General features: G+C 39.9%; 21 protein-coding genes. 12 read left to right on the top strand and 9 right to left on the bottom strand.

What is annotated here, in order from left to right:
• The 4 genes from G322_RS0110345 to G322_RS0110330 all read left to right on the top strand — a co-directional run.
• A partial coding sequence (locus G322_RS0110345) for an assimilatory sulfite reductase (NADPH) flavoprotein subunit (RefSeq protein ID WP_022941717.1) occupies positions 1–1,386 on the top strand: 1,386 nt, incomplete at its 5' end.
• The gene (gene cysI, locus G322_RS0110340) at positions 1,386–3,074 is read left to right on the top strand and encodes an assimilatory sulfite reductase (NADPH) hemoprotein subunit (RefSeq protein ID WP_022941716.1); all 1,689 of its coding nucleotides are present in this window, start codon (positions 1,386–1,388) and stop codon (positions 3,072–3,074) included. The genes G322_RS0110345 and cysI, both read left to right, overlap by 1 nt.
• Positions 3,067–3,831 (top strand): phosphoadenylyl-sulfate reductase, encoded by a 765-nt coding sequence (locus G322_RS0110335; protein WP_022941715.1) that lies wholly within the window; start codon positions 3,067–3,069, stop codon positions 3,829–3,831. Before cysI ends, G322_RS0110335 begins: the two co-directional genes overlap by 8 nt.
• Before the next feature lie 264 nt (positions 3,832–4,095).
• Positions 4,096–4,740: a tetratricopeptide repeat protein gene (locus G322_RS0110330; RefSeq protein ID WP_022941714.1), complete on the top strand. Its 645-nt coding sequence runs from the start codon at positions 4,096–4,098 to the stop codon at positions 4,738–4,740.
• Here the strand turns inward: G322_RS0110330 and G322_RS0110325 are convergent.
• Complete coding sequence (locus G322_RS0110325; protein WP_022941713.1) at positions 4,737–5,630, bottom strand: LysR family transcriptional regulator; 894 nt, start codon at positions 5,628–5,630, stop codon at positions 4,737–4,739. The genes G322_RS0110330 and G322_RS0110325 overlap by 4 nt on opposite strands.
• Before the next feature lie 252 nt (positions 5,631–5,882).
• Between G322_RS0110325 and G322_RS0110320 the strand changes: the two genes are divergently transcribed.
• Positions 5,883–6,635, top strand: a complete 753-nt coding sequence (locus G322_RS0110320; RefSeq protein ID WP_022941712.1) for an oligogalacturonate-specific porin KdgM family protein — start codon at positions 5,883–5,885, stop codon at positions 6,633–6,635.
• A gap of 38 nt (positions 6,636–6,673) precedes the next feature.
• Here the strand turns inward: G322_RS0110320 and G322_RS0110315 are convergent, their stop codons facing one another.
• The gene (locus G322_RS0110315) at positions 6,674–7,534 is read right to left on the bottom strand and encodes a dimethylarginine dimethylaminohydrolase family protein (protein ID WP_022941711.1); all 861 of its coding nucleotides are present in this window, start codon (positions 7,532–7,534) and stop codon (positions 6,674–6,676) included.
• Positions 7,527–8,462, bottom strand: coding sequence for a citrulline utilization hydrolase CtlX (ctlX, locus tag G322_RS0110310; protein ID WP_022941710.1), 936 nt, complete (start codon positions 8,460–8,462; stop codon positions 7,527–7,529). The genes G322_RS0110315 and ctlX overlap by 8 nt, the downstream gene beginning before the upstream one ends.
• A gap of 66 nt (positions 8,463–8,528) precedes the next feature.
• Between ctlX and G322_RS0110305 the strand changes: the two genes are divergently transcribed.
• On the top strand, positions 8,529–9,536 hold the full coding sequence (locus G322_RS0110305; RefSeq protein WP_022941709.1) for an ornithine cyclodeaminase: 1,008 nt from the start codon (positions 8,529–8,531) through the stop codon (positions 9,534–9,536).
• Between the two features lie 10 nt (positions 9,537–9,546).
• A complete protein-coding gene (locus tag G322_RS0110300; RefSeq protein ID WP_028866563.1) occupies positions 9,547–10,074 on the top strand; it encodes a hypothetical protein in 528 nt (175 codons plus the stop codon).
• On the opposite strand, the gene mobB is transcribed toward G322_RS0110300, so the two are convergent.
• Entirely contained in the window at positions 10,063–10,590 is a 528-nt protein-coding gene (mobB, locus tag G322_RS0110295; RefSeq protein ID WP_342662421.1) for a molybdopterin-guanine dinucleotide biosynthesis protein B, read from the bottom strand. The two genes, G322_RS0110300 and mobB, sit on opposite strands and share 12 nt — an antisense overlap.
• Positions 10,591–10,682: 92 nt before the next feature.
• Here mobB and G322_RS0110290 point away from each other — a divergent pair, with 92 nt between their 5' ends.
• Positions 10,683–11,294 carry a LysE family translocator gene (locus tag G322_RS0110290; RefSeq protein WP_245542306.1) on the top strand — a complete coding sequence of 204 codons (612 nt, stop codon included), beginning with the start codon at positions 10,683–10,685 and terminating at the stop codon, positions 11,292–11,294.
• Positions 11,295–11,463: 169 nt separating this feature from the next.
• Here G322_RS0110290 and G322_RS0110285 read toward each other — a convergent pair whose 3' ends face one another.
• From G322_RS0110285 to plsY, 3 genes are all read right to left on the bottom strand, one after another.
• Positions 11,464–12,372 carry an aldo/keto reductase gene (locus G322_RS0110285; RefSeq protein WP_022941707.1) on the bottom strand — a complete coding sequence of 303 codons (909 nt, stop codon included), beginning with the start codon at positions 12,370–12,372 and terminating at the stop codon, positions 11,464–11,466.
• A 113-nt stretch (positions 12,373–12,485) separates the two neighbouring features.
• Positions 12,486–12,905 (bottom strand): c-type cytochrome, encoded by a 420-nt coding sequence (locus G322_RS0110280; protein WP_022941706.1) that lies wholly within the window; start codon positions 12,903–12,905, stop codon positions 12,486–12,488.
• 86 nt (positions 12,906–12,991) lie between these two features.
• Positions 12,992–13,588 carry a glycerol-3-phosphate 1-O-acyltransferase PlsY gene (gene plsY / locus G322_RS0110275; RefSeq protein ID WP_022941705.1) on the bottom strand — a complete coding sequence of 199 codons (597 nt, stop codon included), beginning with the start codon at positions 13,586–13,588 and terminating at the stop codon, positions 12,992–12,994.
• A 73-nt stretch (positions 13,589–13,661) separates the two neighbouring features.
• Between plsY and folB the strand changes: the two genes are divergently transcribed.
• The 3 genes from folB to G322_RS0110260 are packed head-to-tail and all read left to right on the top strand — an operon-like array spanning position 13,662 to position 15,314.
• Positions 13,662–14,015, top strand: a complete 354-nt coding sequence (folB, locus tag G322_RS0110270; protein ID WP_022941704.1) for a dihydroneopterin aldolase — start codon at positions 13,662–13,664, stop codon at positions 14,013–14,015.
• The gene (gene folK / locus G322_RS0110265; RefSeq protein WP_022941703.1) at positions 14,015–14,500 is read left to right on the top strand and encodes a 2-amino-4-hydroxy-6-hydroxymethyldihydropteridine diphosphokinase; all 486 of its coding nucleotides are present in this window, start codon (positions 14,015–14,017) and stop codon (positions 14,498–14,500) included. The genes folB and folK overlap by 1 nt, the downstream gene beginning before the upstream one ends.
• Positions 14,501–14,516: 16 nt before the next feature.
• Complete coding sequence (locus G322_RS0110260) at positions 14,517–15,314, top strand: undecaprenyl-diphosphate phosphatase (protein WP_022941702.1); 798 nt, start codon at positions 14,517–14,519, stop codon at positions 15,312–15,314.
• Here the strand turns inward: G322_RS0110260 and G322_RS0110255 are convergent.
• On the bottom strand, positions 15,277–16,002 hold the full coding sequence (locus G322_RS0110255; RefSeq protein ID WP_022941701.1) for an ABC transporter permease: 726 nt from the start codon (positions 16,000–16,002) through the stop codon (positions 15,277–15,279). The two genes, G322_RS0110260 and G322_RS0110255, sit on opposite strands and share 38 nt — an antisense overlap.
• Positions 15,971–17,227, bottom strand: coding sequence for a multifunctional CCA addition/repair protein (locus G322_RS0110250; protein ID WP_022941700.1), 1,257 nt, complete (start codon positions 17,225–17,227; stop codon positions 15,971–15,973). The genes G322_RS0110255 and G322_RS0110250 overlap by 32 nt, the downstream gene beginning before the upstream one ends.
• Positions 17,228–17,296: 69 nt before the next feature.
• Between G322_RS0110250 and G322_RS20470 the strand changes: the two genes are divergently transcribed.
• Complete coding sequence (locus G322_RS20470; protein ID WP_022941699.1) at positions 17,297–18,628, top strand: AAA family ATPase; 1,332 nt, start codon at positions 17,297–17,299, stop codon at positions 18,626–18,628.
• Positions 18,629–18,708: the final 80 nt, after the last annotated feature.

The raw sequence follows: 18,708 nt of genomic DNA, 5'->3' as shown, positions 1-18,708 counted from the left end.
CCAAAACTAGATTCACTAAAATTTGCAGTGTTAGGACTTGGTGATTCAAGTTACGAGTTTTTCTGCCAAACAGGCAAATATTTTGAGCAACGCATTAGTGCATTAGGTGCAAGTATTGTCTTTGAGCGTTTAGATGCGGATGTCGATTACGACCAAGTAACTAGCCCTTGGATTGAAAGCGCGTTAGTGGAAATTGAAAAAACCTTAGAAAAAGGTGGCGTAGCAAGTGCGCCCGCAACGGTTGCCACTAGCACAGCGTCAGCCAATAAATATGACAAGCAAAAGCCATTTTCTGCCAGCTTATTAGTGAGCCAAAAGATTACTGGCGCACAATCAGCAAAAGATGTGCGTCATATTGAGATCGATTTAGAAGGTTCAGACCTGACCTACACAGCCGGTGATGCACTGGGTGTTTGGTTTAAAAATGATGAAGCATTAGTGAATCAAATCATCACTAAATTAAACCTTGATGCTAATACACAAGTCACGGTCGATGCACAAACTATCTCATTAACCGATGCACTGATTGAGTGTTATGAATTAACAGGTACACACCCTGCCTTCGTTGAAGGTTATGCAACATTAACCAGCAACAAAGCGTTACTGACTTTATCAGAAGATAAAAATGCACTGCGGGACTTTGCGAATAATCATCAAATTATTGATGTGATCAGCGCTTCAGGTAATGAAGCTATTAGTGCAGAAAATTTCCTTTCTCTACTGCGGAGAATTAGCCCGCGTTTATACTCTATCGCGTCAAGCCAAACAGAAGTAGATGAAGAGGTACATTTAACCATCGGTTCGGTTTTATTTGAAAATGAGCAAGGTGAAAAACGTGCTGGTGGTGCATCTGGTTTCTTAAACCATCGTTTACAAGAAGGTGATGAAGTTAAGGTGTTTATTGAAGATAACCACAACTTCCGCCTGCCCGCTAATCCTGAAACACCTATCATCATGGTTGGCCCAGGTACTGGCATTGCCCCTTTCCGCTCATTTATGCAAGAACGAGATGCCATTGAGGCAACAGGAAAAAACTGGTTAATCTTTGGTGACCAAACCTTCAACGAAGATTTCCTTTATCAAGTCGAATGGCAAGCTCACCTAAAATCAGGTTTATTAACTAAATTAGACTTAGCATTTTCTCGCGACCAAGCACAAAAAATCTATGTACAAGATCGTTTAAAAGAAAATGCAGCAGAGGTATACCAGTGGTTACAAGATGGCGCGCACTTCTACGTATGTGGTGATGCAAACCGTATGGCCAAAGATGTACACACAACACTAATCGAAATCATCAGCCAACAAGGTAATAAAAGCCTTGATGATGCTGAGCAAGAATTAAATGAATTACGACAAGCAAAACGTTACCAAAGGGATGTTTACTAATGAGCCAAAAATTACACGATAACGAACGCATTAAAATTGAAAGTAATTTTCTTCGCGGTAAATTGGTTGAAGGACTAAACGACCATACAACAGGGTCGTTTCCGAGCGATGAAGTACAACTGGTTAAATTCCATGGTTTATACCAGCAGGATCATCGTGATTACCGTGCTGAGCGTAAAAAACAAAAATTAGAGCCAATATACTCATTTTTATTACGTGCGCGTTTACCCGGTGGTGTAGTAACTCCACATCAATGGTTAGAGATTGATCGTATCGCCAGTGAATTAACCGATGCCGGCAGTATCCGTATTACTACGCGTCAAACATTCCAATACCACGGTATTTTTAAGCGTAATCTTAAATCAGTCTTCCAAGATCTTAAGTTCAAAGCGAATATCGATTCTATTTTTACCGCGGGTGATGTCAACCGTAATACCATTTGTACTTCCAATCCTGAGCAATCATTATTGCACACGGAAATATATGAGCTGTCTAAAAAAATCAGCGAACACTTCTTACCAAAAAGTAATGCTTATGCTGAAATTTGGTTAGATGGTGAAAAAGTATTAGAAACGGAAAAAGAGCCGATTTATACGGAAAATTTCTTACCACGTAAATTTAAAATTGCCGTGGCATTACCACCGTATAATGACGTTGATATCCACGCCAATGACCTCAACTTTATCGCGATTATTGTTGATGAAAAAATCACTGGTTATAACGTGGTGGTAGGTGCGGGTCTTGGTATGACACACGGCGACAAAACCACGTTCCCACGTTTAGGTGATGACTTTGGTTTTATTGCCGTTGATAACGTCATGAAAATTGCTGAAGCGGTTGTCACCACTCAACGTGACTTGGGTGGTCGTGTGAGTCGTTCACACGCACGTACTAAATACACCCTTGAAACACATGGTGTCGAAACCTTCAAAAAAGAAGTAGAAAAGCGTTCTGGTGTTACCTTTGCAGCCCCTGGCGAATACGAATTCACTGAACGTGGCGACCGTATCGGTTGGGTTAAGGGCATTGATGACCTATGGCATCTCACTGTATTTATTGAAAATGGCCGTATTCTTGATTTTGATGGTAAACCAATAAAATCAGGCCTAAACAAAATTGCAAAAATACATACTGGTACTTTCCGCATGACCGCCAACCAAAACTTAGTGATTGCCAGCATTCCAGAGTCGCAAAAAGCAACCATTGAAGCATTAGCTTATGAGTGTGGTTTAATCGATGATGGCTTAAGCGAACAGCGTAAATACTCAATGGCCTGTGTAGCACTGCCAACCTGTCCACTGGCAATGTCTGAAGCGGAGCGTTACCTACCAGGTTTAACGGATGATGTTGAAGGACTGCTTGCTAAACACGGTATTGCTAAAGATAAAATAATTTTACGTATTACCGGCTGTCCAAATGGCTGTGGTCGTTCAATGTTAGCTGAAATTGGATTAATCGGTAAAGCACCGGGTCGTTATAACCTTTATTTAGGCGGTAATACTATCGGTACGCGTATCCCTAAAATGTACCAAGAAAACATTGATGAAGCGACTATCTTAACCACACTCGATGATCTGATTGGTCGCTGGGCAAGTGGTCGTCAAGCTGATGAGTGTTTTGGTGATTTCACCATTCGTACGGGCATTGTCCCCGAAGTTGTTATCGCTTCTAAGGATTTTCATGACTAACAAGTTAGATCTACAGCACCTTTTAACACTGGATAAAGCATCACAAAAACAAGCATTAACCGAGGTTAATCTCTTGCTTGAAAAGATGGACGCAAAGCAACGTGTTGAATGGGCGGTTGAAAATCTTGAAAATGAATTAGTTTTATCATCCAGTTTTGGGATTCAAGCAGCAGTCTGTTTGCACCTGATCACGGATGTGAAAACAGATACACCTATTATCTTAACCGATACAGGTTACCTGTTTCCTGAAACTTATCAGTTTATTGATGAGCTAACAGAGAAGCTAAATTTAAACTTAAAAATCTACAGCGCAGAAAAAAGCAACGCATGGCAAGAAGCACGTTACGGAAAACTGTGGGAAAACGGTGTTGAGGGGTTAACTAAGTACAACTTAATCAACAAAGTTGAACCGATGAAACGTGCCTTAAAAGAGCTCAATGCTAAAACATGGTTCTCAGGATTACGTCGCAGCCAAGCTTCAAGCCGTGGCGAGTTACCTGTTTTGAGTATTCAAAATGGTTGCTTTAAGTTTTTACCGATCATTGATTGGTCAAACAAGCAAGTTCACTACTACCTCAAAGATAACGGATTAAGCTATCATCCATTATGGGATCAAGGTTATGTTTCTGTGGGAGATGTACAAACATCACGCCCATTAGAGGCGGGCATGAGCGAAGAGGATACCCGATTCTTTGGCCTGAAACGTGAATGTGGCTTACACGAAGATGGAGGTGAAAACCAAGGTAGCGGTATTTAATAGGACTGAAGCCCTACGTCCGATTGGTAATACATAAAGCAATTAACCACGAAGGCGCGAAGGAAAAAAGGAAGAATGCAATAACCCGTTTCGGTTTTGCTTCGTGTTCTCTGTGCAGCGTAGCGACTTCGTGGTGAGATTTTTTGTTTTTGTTTGGACATAAGTTCTGCCCTAATGTAAATCGGGTCTTTTTTTAGCTAAAACGTCAAGAATTATATTTTGCAGTCGATAACATTAAAATAGCACTCTGAAAAGGTAATACTCATGTTTCATAAATTCACATTATTACTGCTGATAGCCCTCAGTTACTGCACAACATTGCTGGCGAATAGTGACGAGAATAATTACTATGGTGGTTATGAGGTGATTCAACTTTATAGCCAAGATGAGTTAAATGCCCTTATCAATGTAAATAAACACCTACAACGCGTTAAAGCAGATGAGTGCCAACTAGTTGAAGATATCAAAGCACACGCGCTTAAAATTAAAGAGCCCTCTTATGTTTACTTGTGGGGTGATATGCTGGCATGGGGTGTTTGTGTCGAGCGTAATGCACCGCTAGGAATACACTATATTAAGCTTGCTGCTAAGCAGGGATTGTTGCCCGCCATTGAACAATTGGGTCGTTATTACGAAAGAGGTATTTTAGTACGTCCAAATAAAGATCGATCCATTGTTTTTTATCGAGAAGCTGCATTGCAAGGTTTTTTAAAAGCACAAATGAATTACGTACGCATGCTAAATGAAGGTTATGGTAGCCCTGTTGATTATGAAGATGCGTATAACGTACTGTTCCATAGTGTCATTGGCGATGAAGAAAAACAGCAAGAAGCACAAAAAAGACTCGCCAAACTGGCAGGAAAAATGCCTGAGTATGTCGTTAAACGTGCAAGTATTGAAGATATTTAACTGAAGAATTCCTGACTTAACTTTGGCAACAGTGATAATAAGTAGGTCATCGCAGGACCACGGTTAATAGCGGGTCGATAATAGGTTGCCATCGACATCTTTAAATCGTTAAACATAAAATCAGGGCGGATTTTTTTTATCTCCCCTCTTTGCACATAAGGCACGGCATTAACCGTCGGTAAAATAGCCCAGCCAAGTTGCATCAACAAGCGACACACCTCATCATTACTACTGACACTGATATGATTATTAGCAAAACGAATATAACCATTAATATCCCCTTCTAACATCGATTGAGGAATCAACTGCACATTGTTACGCAGATCCAGCTTGTCAATATGCTCAAGTAAACAAAGTGGAGAATATTTACCCGCAAAAAGAGCAAAATCATTAAACCCCAAAAAACAGGCTTTAATATGAGGATCGATAAAGCTATGCTTTTTATTGGCTAAAAACGCGATCTGAGTCCCATTGTTAGCCACAGAATCTATCGCACATTGCCACTTTTTTTGCGACCAGCATAGTTCGACAGAGGGAAATTTTTCATACAAACTTGAGGTCAAGCTGACCATAAAAGCATCGGGCAACATCGCATCAGAATGAATCACAAGTTGTGATTCTTGCACTTCATGTAGCGATGCGGTTAATCCAGAAAAACCAATCAACTGCGATTGCAGTAACTTTGCATGAGGGTATAAGCGCTGTGCATTTTCAGTCGCTTTAGCTTGTCGTCCTATCACCTCAAATAACAACAACTCAAGGTTATCTTCGAGCGTTAATATTAACTCTCGCACCGTTGTTCGACCTTTACCGAGTTTTTTTGCCGCAACACTGTATCCCTTTCCTTCATAAACGTCAATAAATGCATTTATTTGATCAATGGATACCATCAGCAATCCTTTTTCGTTCGGGTTTCCCTATCATAATTGACTTGATTGATGGTGACAATCACCTTATAGTGTTTCCAACAAGTCGGCAGAGTTTTACCGACGGATGCTTGATTAATATTCTTTGTACAAGACATAAAGTGGCACACAAAGAAGCTTCATGGAATTGAAACCTCAATTAACAGCACCTCGCTAACATGGAGTAAGTGAAATTTACACAGGATTTCAAACTTTATTAATTCTAAGGCATATATTATGAAAAAACTAACTTTAGCAGTCGCTTGTTCTTCTCTTCTTCTTTCTCCACTTGCATTTTCAGAAACAGATACTGAGGTTCCAGTAGGTTTGTCTGGCACTTCATACATCACTGGTAATGTACAATTACATGACCGTAATGACTTTAATGGCTCAGATGTAACTTCAACACTTGAAGCGGGTCATACTTTCACGACTGGTACAACGATTTTAGTGGAATTTGATGGTATTCAGTTAGGTGATACGACGAACGAAAGCAAAGGCCAATTTGCATCACCTACTTACACTACATTAGGTGTAGAGCAATCTTTCAGCATCAATGAGAACCTATGGATAGCGGCAGGTTACCATCACTTATTACACAACGGCGAAACAGTTCAATACCGCCCATTAGTAAAAATTGGTTACAACTTTGATAACGGTATCTCTATCTCTAACCGTACTCGTATGCAAATCCAAGCAAATGACAACATTAATGACGCAGGTGATGATCTAACAAACGACCAACTACGTTTTGATAACAACATCGCATATCAATTCCAAGATATGCCAGTAAATGTTAAATACAACAATGTTTATTACGTAAATGATGGCGTTGATAATGACAACTCAATGGAGCATGAATTGCGCGCAACTTGGACTCGTAACGGTGTTCAACCCTATGTTGAGTACCGTAACCAAGCGTCTTCAGCGAAGACTGATCCTGGTCACAACAACAATGTATTAGTCGTTGGTGCTTCATACGCATTCTAAATAACCAATAAATACTGAAAAAACCTAAGCTAACTTGCTTAGGTTTTTTTGTTTCTACGGATTGGAAAAGTCATACAATGTGGACCACCACCGGCTTTTAATATTTCACTGCAATTCAACTTAAAAACAGTAAAACCTCGCGCTTCTAACTGTTTATTTACCTGCACATTACTTTCTAAAGAGATCACACGTTTATCCCCTAATGTTTGTAGATTACAAAAGTGTAAAAACACCTCATGCTCCGCTATTTTTATCAGATCATAGTTTTCTTTTATCAGGTGGTTTTGAAAAGAGGTAGGTAAAGCCGGCCAATAAGTGATCGCGACTTTTGTATCAACAATATTAAAAATCATATCCAAATGCAGATATTTTGCCTTTGCTTCAACGCTGATAATCTCATAACCTAATGGCTTTAATTGCTGCCTAATATTTTTTATACCCGCTTGATTGGAACGTTGCAAACAGCCAATGACTAAGGTTTTTTCATCCAACATCCAAAAATCGCCCCCCTCGATCACCCCTTGCGAGCAAGTTGCAATAATCGGGATGCCCATCTCAATAAGTTTGTTTTTATAATATAAAGTTTCAGCTTGTCGAAGTGGCTCTTTAAAGCGCCCAATCACCGCTCCCTCTTTAAGCATAAAAGCAAAATCACGTGAAAATAGTTGACTGGATAACCCCTCACTCGGCGCTAACAAGGAAACCTTGATGGCACTCTTTTCATAAAAAGAGATAAGTTGCTGGTGCTCTAACAGACATTTATTGCTATCAATGGAGACCCCTTTATTAAGCCAATCCTTCGCTATTTTATTGATCGGGGTAAGCGCCAAATAATCAGGAGGACACAGAAGCACCTGTTTTAACCTGCCCGTTGCAGAGTGCACATATCCACTACTCATCAAATACCTCCCGTGGACTCAGATGCACAGCTGCAATCATGCAACGTACAGAGCCTCCAGCAAGCTCAATGGTGGGAATCGCGACGGATAAAATTTCTGAGTATCCCTCAATCTGTTTTATCTGCGATGCGCTTAAAACACTTTTAGCGCGAGCAGACATTAACAGGTAACTTTTGCCCGCTCCTGTTAATTCAATCGCATTAGCGGCAAAGTTTTCCACCTGTTGCATAGTTAATTCAATGATAATCAGGCCACTCTCTGTTAAACGCTTTAGTACTGCGGTGCGTCTATTTTGCCCTTTTATCATTTTTGAACAGATTAATACCAATTTAGAACAGATACACATCATCACATTGGTATGATAAATAGCCTCACCATGACTATCTTGCGTATCAAAAGCCATCGGTTCATACATAAATAGTGTGCAGAAGCGCTCTAAAATCACCTCACTAGCACGAAAAGATTTAGCGCTATAAGCAACCCTATTTATATTATCCAGCACCATTGCCCCCGTGCCTTCTAAAAACAGATTATCCCACTCAAGTCCTGAAAAATCGATCACATCCTTAACGCGATATTTTTGCTTTAACATGTTTATAATATCTTCTCTTTTTTCACGGCGACGACTCGGTGAATACATAGGATATAAAGCGATATGACCACCACTGTGGGTAGAAAACCAATTATTAAGAAACACCGAGTCAGGCGTATTACGCTCACCAAAATCATCAAATAGATGCACGTTAATATGGTGTTTTTTTAATAAATGAACTAACGCGTCCACCTCTGAACGCGCGTTTAACGCGGTTTCATGCACCGATACACTGCTTTTATGTTGAAAGTGATTATCTGCGACGGTTTCAGGATTTGCCATAAACGTCCAAGGTCTAATCATCACCACGGCACTTGGGGCTTGAATTAACGCCATCACTCATCCTCCCTGCGTTTGCTATTACATTAATACTAGCTGATAATTATTGACTAGGGGGGTCTTATGTTGCTATTACAACTTGAAGATATTAAACAGTTACTCACTAACGTGGGTGAAAAAAACTTCTTTTTACAGCTCATCGACACGTTACAGTCTGATTATAAACGCTGGTTTGAATTTGATAAAAAACCACGTTTAGCCAGCCACGTTGATTTAGGTGTGATTGAGTTGATGCCAATCTCAAATGCTTTATATTACGCTTTCAAATATGTCAATGGACACCCTAAAAACCCGCAAAAAAACAAGTTAACCGTCATGGCTACAGGGCAGCTGTCGCTTTGCGCAACAGGCGAGCCACTACTCTATTGTGAAATGACACTGTTAACGGCACTGCGTACGGCGGCCACTTCAGCCATGGTGGCCAAATATGTTGCGAACAAAAACTCAAGCGTCTTAGCGCTGATTGGTACGGGGGCACAAAGTGAATTCCAATATCTTGCTTACTCATTTATCTTTGATCTACAAGAAGTGAGATATTTTGATATTGATGACCATGCGATGCAAAAATTTGCCACGAATATGGCGAAATTCGAGATTAAGCTCACCGCTTGTAAGAATGCCACAGAAGCCGTAATAGGCGCGGATCTTATTACTACCTGCACCGCTGATAAATGCCAACAAACGGTATTAACCAAAGCGATGATAGATAAACCAGTCTTTATTAATGCACTCGGCGGAGATTGCCCTGGGAAAACAGAGCTTGAAAAAGCCCTGTTAGAGGATGCAACGATTGTCGTTGAATATCTCGCACAAACAAAAATAGAGGGAGAGATACAGCAGCTTAATGATGATTTTAGTTGCGTTGAACTCCATCAAATAATTAGCCAACAGGTCACGTTAAATGTACAGACACAGGGAACAATAATTTATGACTCGGTTGGATTTGCGTTGGAAGATTATGCTATTTTAAGGTTAGTTTATCGCCTTGCTCAACAATACCAACTTGGGCAGCAGATCGATATGATTCCGCATTTAACAGATGTAAAAGACCTGTTCTCTTTACTCAAATAAAGGAAATATCATGCTACTACGCTACTCATGGTTAGTGATGCTTTGTTTAAATCTCTTTAGCCTGCCTAGCTACAGTGTAGAAAATAGCATCAGCGCAGGGACAACGATCAAAGTAAAAATGGCCGAGCCCATTGATAGTCGAGTACGTAAAGCAGGTTATCGCTTTAATGTAACGATTGAGGGGGATATAAAAATAGCTCAGAAAGTTATCATTAAATCAGGCTCAAAAGCACAAGCAATCATTAACAAAATTCAAAAGTCGGGCAGAGGAAAAGCGCCACCTGAAATTATCGTCACCTTAAGCGCAGTACAGGTAAATAATCGCCAAGTTAATATCCAAACATTTCTTATTGCAGGCAAAGGAACAACCACACAGCGCAAAGTGTTAGGCACGGTTGATAAAAATGAAAATATCGTGATGGGTCAAAATAGAGAGAAGATAACCACCAGCATCCCACTGCGAACAGAGGGTTACAATATCACCTTAGCAGAAGGCACCACGCTCTATTTTATTTTAAAAGAGCCACTATTTTTTTAAATAACTTAAAATAAAACCGCAAAATTCTTCGGGTTTATTCAAATCAAGCTGTGGCAGATGACAATCGGCTAATTTTTCATCACAGGCGAGCGCAATGATAGCGGGATCGGTATTAAATAAAAAAGGTTTGCCCAATACTTTACGATGCAACTCAATTTTATTAAAGGGCTCGTCGCGATACCCCTCAACCAGCACCAGATCTAACTGCTCTATATTAAGGAGAACAAGCTGATCAAGCAGTTTTTTCTGCTGACGTTTTCCATATTCATGAAATAAAATTGCACGTTCAGGGCCCGCAAGCAGTAACTGACAAGCCCCCGCTTTACGCAAACGATAACTGTCTTTTCCCGGTTTATCCATCTCAATATTATGGTGACTATGTTTCACCACCGCGATATTAAGCCCCTGATCCGTTAATAGCGGAATAAGCTTTTCCAATAGCGTGGTTTTACCCGTACCGCTGTAGGCAGCAAAGCCTAATAAGGGAATAGGAAAGTTATTTAGTTGAAGCATCATTTAACCTTATGAAAAAACAAAGTGTTGCGTTATTGTTAATGATTATAACTAATTACGAGAGAATAATTTTGCCCTATCTCAATGAATTTTTAATGTTAACCTTGATCCACCTTTTAGCGGTGATAAGCCCCGGCCCTGATTTTGCAGTGGTAGTACGACAAAGTATCAGCTTTGATAGAAAAACAGCACTCATCACCAGCTTGGGAATTGGCGCAGGTATCGCAGTGCATATGGCTTATACCTTACTTGGATTAGGGTTTATTATTACGCAATCTGAAATTGGGTTTTTAATCGCACAATTAGTGGGTATATGTTATTTATCATTTTTAGCATTCAAGCTTTTAAACAGCCAACCGCAAACTGAGTCAAACAGTAAAATAACACTGGATAACAATGTGCGTCATCACAAAAAGGCGTTTCTATTAGGCGTGATGACCAACCTTTTAAACCCTAAAGCGACACTGTTCTTTTTAGCAATTTTTACCACTGTAGTCAGCCTTGAGACCCCGATGCTAGTACAAAGCATCTACGCACTATGGATAATATTCACCACTATTGCATGGTTTAGTTTGGTGTCTATTTTCTTTTCTCATAAAAAAATACGCGCTAAATTTATCAGCCATGGTTATATCTTTGAGCGTATTATGGGCGTGGTAATATTATTATTTGCAGCGAAGATATTATGGCAGTTAGACGTACTTTAAAATAGAGTTAAACAATACCTTCGCCAATTTTGATTTAAGTTTGAAATGGAGTTTCACACCAGTACAAATCAAACGCTTACAAGTAAAAAGTTCGCCAAAATGGGTTAGTTTCCATTTTGGCGAAGGTATTGTTAAAGCGTCACTTTTATAACCTGACGCTTGAACTTAGTTACGCTACACCATGTCCTTTTGAAGCAGTCCAGATTCGATACCACTGTTCGGTATTCATTTTCAAATCAAGCGCACCCATCGCTTCTTTAACTCGCTCAATTTTTCCCGAGCCAATTAATGCCACAGGATTTGATGGGTGTTTTAATACCCAAGCAAAAATGACCTGCTCTATAGAATTTGCACTAAGCTCTGTTTGTAGCTCCAATAACGTGCCACGTAAACGTCGCGCTTGATCCGTTTCAGCAGAGAAAATATCGCCCCCCGCTAAACATGACCACGCCATTGGACGCACTTTTAAACGTTGCAATTGATCTGTTGTGCCATCCTCTAACACGCCAAAATTAATGGGATTAAGCTCAATTTGGTTGGTCATTAGTGGTTCATCTAAACGAGATTGTAAAAGTTCAAACTGTGAAGCACTGAAATTAGAAACACCAAAATGCTTTACTTTACCGCTCGCTTTTAACTCAGCAAAGGTTTCTGCAACCACATCCACATCCATCAGAAAATCAGGACGATGTACCAACAGTGCATCTAACTGCTCAACACCTAAACGTTTTAATGAATTTTCTGTAGAGGATAAAATAAGAGATTTACTACTGTCGTAATGAGAAACACGTTTTTCACCAATCTCAGCAGCGATACCATTAATACCAAATTTAGACACAATCTGAATCTGATCACGCATACTCGGATCAAGCGCCAACGCTTCGCCAAACAACTGCTCACTATTGCCATAAATAGCGGCGTTATCAACCGTAGAGATACCCAACTCAACATGCTGTTTTAAGAATGTGAGACGCTGTTGCGGGCTCATTTCCCATGCACCTAAACGCCAGTAGCCTTGTACTAATTGAGAAAATTCAGGCCCTTGCGTGGCCATTAATACTTTTTTTACGTTGCTCATAGTAACTCCTAACATGAATGTTCTATTTTTATTTATAGCACTTAATAGAAGCAAGAGATAGGCAAAAAAACCACCCGAAGGTGGTTTTTTATAACAAAGTAATACTATTGAGATTACAAACCTTTAATTAAGAATTGTACTGTTGCCATCATCTCATCATCGCTACAATCACTACATGTGCCTCTTGCTGGCATGGCGTTAAATCCTTCGATAGCATGTTTAATAAGGGTTGCTTCGCCCTGTGTAAGACGTGTTGTCCATTGATCGGCTTTCCCTTTGATTGGCGCACCCGCAGCACCCGTGCCATGACAAGCAACGCAGTAAGTATTATAAATTTTTTCGCCAGAGCGTGGGCCAGCAGGCTCACTTGATTCAACGACCGTATTTGCAGTGACAATTTCACCATCTAAATAAACATCACCAACGGGTGCAATACGCGCAGCAAGATCGCCTTCGGCTTGCGCAAAAGCAGCAGCGGTGAATAAAGTTGCGGTCAAACCAATAAGTAGGGTGATACGTTTAATTAGATGCACAGTTAACTCCGTTTATAAATAGTGATATGTTGAATTTTTGTTAATTATACCTACGTGGTTGATTAACTACCAATATTTTTATGAGGTTATTGTTTCCAGTTCACTATTTTTTTCTCTTTACCTGTTAATAAACGATGAATATTACTGATATGACGCAATACAATCAAAATAGATAACATTATAACGGGTGTGGTATATTCAGGTTTTATCTGCTCAACAAAAAAAGGCGCTGCAAGTGCAGTAACAATCGCAGCCAATGAAGCATAACCACTCACCGCAACAGTAAACAACCACGTTAATATCAATAACCCTGTCATATCCATGCCTAACGGTAATAACGTGCCCAAACCTGTCGCCACCGCTTTGCCTCCTTTAAATTGAAAATAGGGAGGATAGATATGTCCCAAACAGGTGGCAATACCAATGAAACCTATTTCAACGGGAGAATAGTCAAAAAAATAGGCGAGATAAACAGGCAACGTCCCTTTTAAAAGATCAAAGATAAGCACCGCGCTGGCAGCTTGGGCATGGTGGAAGCGTAATATATTAGTGGTACCCGGGTTTTTAGACCCTCGCGTGCGCGGATCTGGCCAGCCTTTTAATCTGCACAGTAAAATTGCACCATTTAACCCGCCAAAAAGGTAAGCCAATAACATAAATAAAAACGTTGTGAGGTAAATCATTTGTACTTATTTCCTCTTAATCAGGTAAAATATTGCGATTTTTATAATACGCGCTATTCAATAGGGTTTAAAGATGGATATTGTTTTTATTAAACAGTTAGAAGTAATTACTACCATTGGTGTTTATGAGTGGGAAAAATCACTACAACAAAAGCTTTATTTTGATTTAGAGATGGCATTTGATAACCGACCAGCCGCACTTAATGATGATATTAATCTTGCACTTAACTATTTTAGTGTTTCAGAAGTGGTGAATCAGTTTGCACAAAAAAATCAATTTGAGCTAATCGAAACCATGGCTGAGCGCGTTGCCAGCCTTATCATGGAACAGTTTTCTGTGCCATGGATAAAATTAACTCTGCATAAACCGGGCGCACTACCGAAGGCACAAAGTTTAGGGGTTCAGATTGAGCGCGGGTCACGCTAATGGCTTTGGTGTTTGTTGGCATTGGCACAAGTATCAATAGAGAAAATAATGTGCGTTTAGCCATTCAAGCGTTACAAGCTGAGTTTGGTGTACTACAAATATCTCCTGTTTATGAGAGCGAAGCGGTTGGTTTTAAAGGCGCTAACTTCTATAACTTGGTTGTCTCTTTAAATAGCCAACTTGATGCCAAAACGATGATTAAAAAGCTTAAAAAAATAGAGAAACAGCAAGGGCGAACAGAAAAAACCATAAAATTTTCACCACGCACCTTAGATTTAGATCTATTACTACATGATCAGTTAATCGATGCGGAGATTGATGTTCCACGTGCAGAGATCCTTAAAAATGCCTTTGTATTACAACCACTATCGGAACTTGCGCCACAACTCAAACACCCTATTTCACAGGAAATTTACCAAGCTTTATGGGATAAGTTTCCAAAGCAACAACAAAAATTGTGGCAGATTGACGCCATTATTAACTAGAACTTAGAGAGTTTTTATGTCCACACTTGAAATTGTCGTCTTAGCTTTAATCCAAGGTTTAACTGAGTTTTTACCTATCTCAAGCTCTGCTCACCTTATTTTACCCTCGGTATTATTTGGTTGGCAGGATCAAGGTCTGGCTTTTGATCTGGTATTAAATATCGGCACACTGTCTGCTGTATTAATCTATTTTCGCCGAGAAGTATTGAATATGTCGCTGGCTTGGGGAATTTCACTCAAAACCAAACAACAAACACAAGATAGTAAATTGGCATGGTGGATTTTATGGTCAACTATTCCAGCTGCTGCAATCGGTTTTTTAGGTAAAGATCTGATAGAAACCTATCTGCGTAGTGGTTATGTTATTGCCGTTACCACATTGATATTTGGTTTATTACTGTGGTGGGCAGACTCGCAAGCGAAACAAATTAAAACAGAATATCAAACAGGGTTAAAAGGTGCATTGATTATCGGTTTTGCACAAGTATTAGCATTAATTCCCGGCACATCACGCTCTGGTATCACGATTACAGCAGGCCTCATGTTGGGGCTTACACGTAATGCAGCGGCTCGCTTTTCATTTTTAATGTCGATACCCATTATCGCCATGGCATCGGGATACGATCTGCTTAAATTTATTCTTTCTGATCAAATCGTTGATTGGGCGGGTCTGTTTTTAGGGGCTGGCATCTCATTTATTAGTGCCATTTTATGTATCCACGCTTTCCTTATTCTCCTTAATAAAGTGGGTATGTTACCGTTTGTTATTTATCGTCTCATCTTAGCCGCTGTGCTGTTTTATGTATTGGTTTAATTAGCACCAAAAAAAATGCAGAAGCCAATCCTGCTGAAGCAAACACCATACACATCACCATTATTTGGTATCGAGCAGCAATAAAAGGCGAGATACCTGATAATATTTGCCCTGTCATCATGCCAGGTAACGAGACAATACCCACCGCAAACAATGCATTAATATTAGGAATAATGGAAGTTTGAAAGGCAATTTTTCGTGCTGATATATATTCTTCGCCACGCTTTAATTCAGAAAAAAAACGCTCTCCACTTAAACTAATGCTGTTCATACAGTTGGCAAAGATCATCCCTGCAAGTGGGATCACTGTTTGTGCTTGATACCAAGGCGTTAATTGCAAAACGCCTTGCGTGACAATCAGCAGCGTAAAACCACCAGAAATAGTGGTGGCTACAACCGCTGATTTTAACAAAACCCGCCGTGAAACTTGGATATTACTCAGTGCTATCCAGCTTGAAAAAAACACCATAATGAGTAACATTCCCAGCACCACTGGCGCACTCTCACTTTCAAAAAGATAACTTAAAACATATCCAACCAGCAATAATTGCACCAACATACGCAATAAAGCATGCACGGTGCGCTTACTATCTAGTGACCATTTAAAAAGAATAAATATCACAAAAACAACAGGTATAAATGCAAAGGCTAAATTTTCAAGGGGTATAATCGTTAACGTTTGACTCATCTTGCACTCGCTTTTTGTAAACATTAACAGCATCAATACGTGCCGATAATAGCGCTTCTTTTATCTCTGCACCTTTAAACCCTTGTTTAATCACAGATTGCACATCAACCGTTAAAGCGGCTTGAAATGTTTGCCAAACGTAGTCGGCTGTTGGGTAAGGTTTATCTTCAAACCCTGTACGCCCTTTCGAATCAGCAACACAACACTGCAACATCTGTAAAAATCGCTCCGGCTTACGCCACGCATCACAACTGTTCATCAGCTTTAATAATGTTTTTGCTTTTAACTCAAACGCACTGTGGATCATCGTATGGTGCTCACTGACCATCAACGCTAAATCACGATGCTCATTGGGTACTTTAAGGCGCTCACATAACGATTTGATAACAGTAAGCCCTAAAAAACCATGCCCTTTATGACTTGGCCACTTATCTTTAGGCGTCAAAGCTTTACCTAAATCATGCACCAGACAAGCAAAACGAAAAGCACTTGAATCGAAAAGTAGCGCCGATTGTTCAACCACCATTAAGGTGTGGATGCCCGTATCTATCTCAGGGTGCCAACGCTTGGGTGCTGGAATACCATATAAGATATCGATCTCAGGAAAAAGCACTGCCAATGCCCCCGTATCACGTAAGACTTGAAAATAAATTTGAGGCGAATCTGTTACTAAGGCCTTTTCTGTTTCAGCCCACACACGCTCAGGGGTTAAGTGAGAGAGCTCACCACTTGCACTGAGTTGTTTCATCAAAGATAACGTTTCTGGGGCAATGCGAAATCCCAGCTTAAAAAACCGTGCGGCAAAACGAGCAACACGTAAAACGCGTAGCGGATCTTCACTAAAAGCGGGAGAGACATGACGCAGAATTTTTTGTTTAATATCAGCCAAACCACCATAGGGATCAAAGCGTTCACCCAATTCATTTTCAGCAATCGCATTGATGGTCAGATCGCGGCGAAGAAGATCCTCTTCAAGGGTGACATCTTTACCGCTATAACAGCTAAAACCGTTATAACCTTTACCTTGCTTTCGTTCAGTACGCGCAAGGGCATACTCTTCACCCGTTTGAGGGTGTAAAAAAACAGGAAACGCTTTGCCGACCTGTTGATAACCCAATGCTAATAGTTGCTTAGTGCTTGAACCCACCACCATGTAATCACGATCTTTGACTGGCAGTTGTAATAATTTATCGCGCACAGCGCCTCCAACCAAAAATATGTGCATTGTTTTTCCCCTCAGTAAATAATTTAGTTATTATATGGCATCTATCGTAACTATCAATTTGGGTTTACCATGTACCAAAAATTTTTCTCATTAAAACAACAGCCCTTTTCGATAGTTCCTGATCCTGATTTCCTGTTTTTTACTGAGCAACATAAAGAGGCATTGGCTCACCTCACTTATGGTTTACAAGGAAATGGCGGTTTTGTTGTATTAACAGGCGAGGTAGGCACGGGCAAAACCACTATCTGCCAATTTTTACTGCAAGATATGCCTAGCGACACTGATATTGCCTCAATCACTACCCCCGCGATTTCTGAAATAGCACTATTAGTTGATATCTGTGAGCAATTTTCAATTGAGTATGATCATGAAAATATCAGCTTGAAAGTAATGTTTGATGCACTGACATCGTGGATGTTAGTCAACCATCAGCGTGGTCGCCATGCAATCGTATTAATTGATGAAGCACAGCATCTTACCTTCAATATGTTAGAGCAACTGCGTTTATTAACCAATATTGAATCCGATAATAAAAAACCACTACAAATTATTTTAGTGGGACAAACTGAGCTACAAAAAAAACTATTAACCAAAGAATTACGTCAGTTATCACAGCGTATTACCGCACGTTATCACCTGCGACCTTTAGATAAACAGGAAACTAATTTCTATATTTACCATCGTCTTCACCGCTCAGGGGCCCAAGGCCCTATCTTTGAGCCACAAGCGATACCCGCCATTTTCAAAGCAAGCCGTGGCATTCCTCGATTAATTAATCAGATATGTGATCGTTGCTTATTAAGCGCTTACACACAATCTTCATTAGTGATCAGCGCTTCTATTGCAAAAAAATCAATTTTTGAAGCCGAGCTTCCTAAAAGAGAGAGTCTATTTAAGCCCTATATTCCTTATCTTATCTCTATCACTTCTGTCATTTTAATTGTTTTTATCATCAATACACAAGCAACGGTTATCTCAGGTTATTTTAAAAAATCAGAAAAAGAGACAATGCAACAGGAATGGTTACGGGTGATTGATAGCGCACAAAACCAACAAAATATTGGCAAACAGAGTACTGTGTTAACAATAGATGAGCAACTTACCTCATTAACCCCCTCTGGCACACTACTGGCCATGCCCAGTCTTAGCTATACCCTACAATTAGCCGCACTACCCAATGCAAAATCAGTGCGCAGATTTTTTATAAAAAATAGTCAACTGCAAGGGAAAACTTACCTCTACCAAAGAAAATCAACAACATCACAGTATGTTATTTTACTCGGTAGCTTCAATACCTATAAAATGGCAAAACTTGCTAGCAAAGAACTAAAAAAGCGTTTTCCTAAAATTTCACCATGGATAAAGGATTACAAAACAATACACAGCGATCTTAAAACCTAGCAAGTTGAATTATTGTTTTTACCTGTTTAGAATTGGCTTCAAAATTACTTGCGCTTTTGTTTTCAAAATAACCCGTCATT

Source organism: Psychromonas hadalis ATCC BAA-638 (genome assembly GCF_000420245.1).
In the GTDB taxonomy this organism is placed as follows: Bacteria; Pseudomonadota; Gammaproteobacteria; order Enterobacterales; family Psychromonadaceae; genus Psychromonas; species Psychromonas hadalis.
Note: the sequence above shows the minus strand (reverse complement) of the source record. Positions and strands in the feature narration are given on the sequence as shown.

Bases quoted from the DNA above. Each gene is read 5' to 3' on its own strand.
- G322_RS0110330 (WP_022941714.1), top strand. From the start codon at position 4,096: ATGTTTCATAAATTCACATTATTACTGCTGATAGCCCTCAGTTACTGC.
- plsY (WP_022941705.1), bottom strand. From the start codon at position 13,588: ATGATTTACCTCACAACGTTTTTATTTATGTTATTGGCTTACCTTTTT.
- G322_RS0110255 (WP_022941701.1), bottom strand. From the start codon at position 16,002: ATGAGTCAAACGTTAACGATTATACCCCTTGAAAATTTAGCCTTTGCA.
- G322_RS0110260 (WP_022941702.1), top strand. From the start codon at position 14,517: ATGTCCACACTTGAAATTGTCGTCTTAGCTTTAATCCAAGGTTTAACT.
- mobB (WP_342662421.1), bottom strand. From the start codon at position 10,590: ATGATGCTTCAACTAAATAACTTTCCTATTCCCTTATTAGGCTTTGCT.
- G322_RS0110305 (WP_022941709.1), top strand. From the start codon at position 8,529: ATGTTGCTATTACAACTTGAAGATATTAAACAGTTACTCACTAACGTG.
- folB (WP_022941704.1), top strand. From the start codon at position 13,662: ATGGATATTGTTTTTATTAAACAGTTAGAAGTAATTACTACCATTGGT.
- G322_RS0110335 (WP_022941715.1), top strand. From the start codon at position 3,067: ATGACTAACAAGTTAGATCTACAGCACCTTTTAACACTGGATAAAGCA.
- G322_RS0110300 (WP_028866563.1), top strand. From the start codon at position 9,547: ATGCTACTACGCTACTCATGGTTAGTGATGCTTTGTTTAAATCTCTTT.
- G322_RS0110315 (WP_022941711.1), bottom strand. From the start codon at position 7,534: ATGAGTAGTGGATATGTGCACTCTGCAACGGGCAGGTTAAAACAGGTG.
- G322_RS0110285 (WP_022941707.1), bottom strand. From the start codon at position 12,372: ATGAGCAACGTAAAAAAAGTATTAATGGCCACGCAAGGGCCTGAATTT.
- G322_RS0110320 (WP_022941712.1), top strand. From the start codon at position 5,883: ATGAAAAAACTAACTTTAGCAGTCGCTTGTTCTTCTCTTCTTCTTTCT.
- G322_RS0110325 (WP_022941713.1), bottom strand. From the start codon at position 5,630: ATGGTATCCATTGATCAAATAAATGCATTTATTGACGTTTATGAAGGA.
- G322_RS20470 (WP_022941699.1), top strand. From the start codon at position 17,297: ATGTACCAAAAATTTTTCTCATTAAAACAACAGCCCTTTTCGATAGTT.
- folK (WP_022941703.1), top strand. From the start codon at position 14,015: ATGGCTTTGGTGTTTGTTGGCATTGGCACAAGTATCAATAGAGAAAAT.
- G322_RS0110290 (WP_245542306.1), top strand. From the start codon at position 10,683: ATGTTAACCTTGATCCACCTTTTAGCGGTGATAAGCCCCGGCCCTGAT.
- G322_RS0110250 (WP_022941700.1), bottom strand. From the start codon at position 17,227: ATGCACATATTTTTGGTTGGAGGCGCTGTGCGCGATAAATTATTACAA.
- ctlX (WP_022941710.1), bottom strand. From the start codon at position 8,462: ATGGCGTTAATTCAAGCCCCAAGTGCCGTGGTGATGATTAGACCTTGG.
- cysI (WP_022941716.1), top strand. From the start codon at position 1,386: ATGAGCCAAAAATTACACGATAACGAACGCATTAAAATTGAAAGTAAT.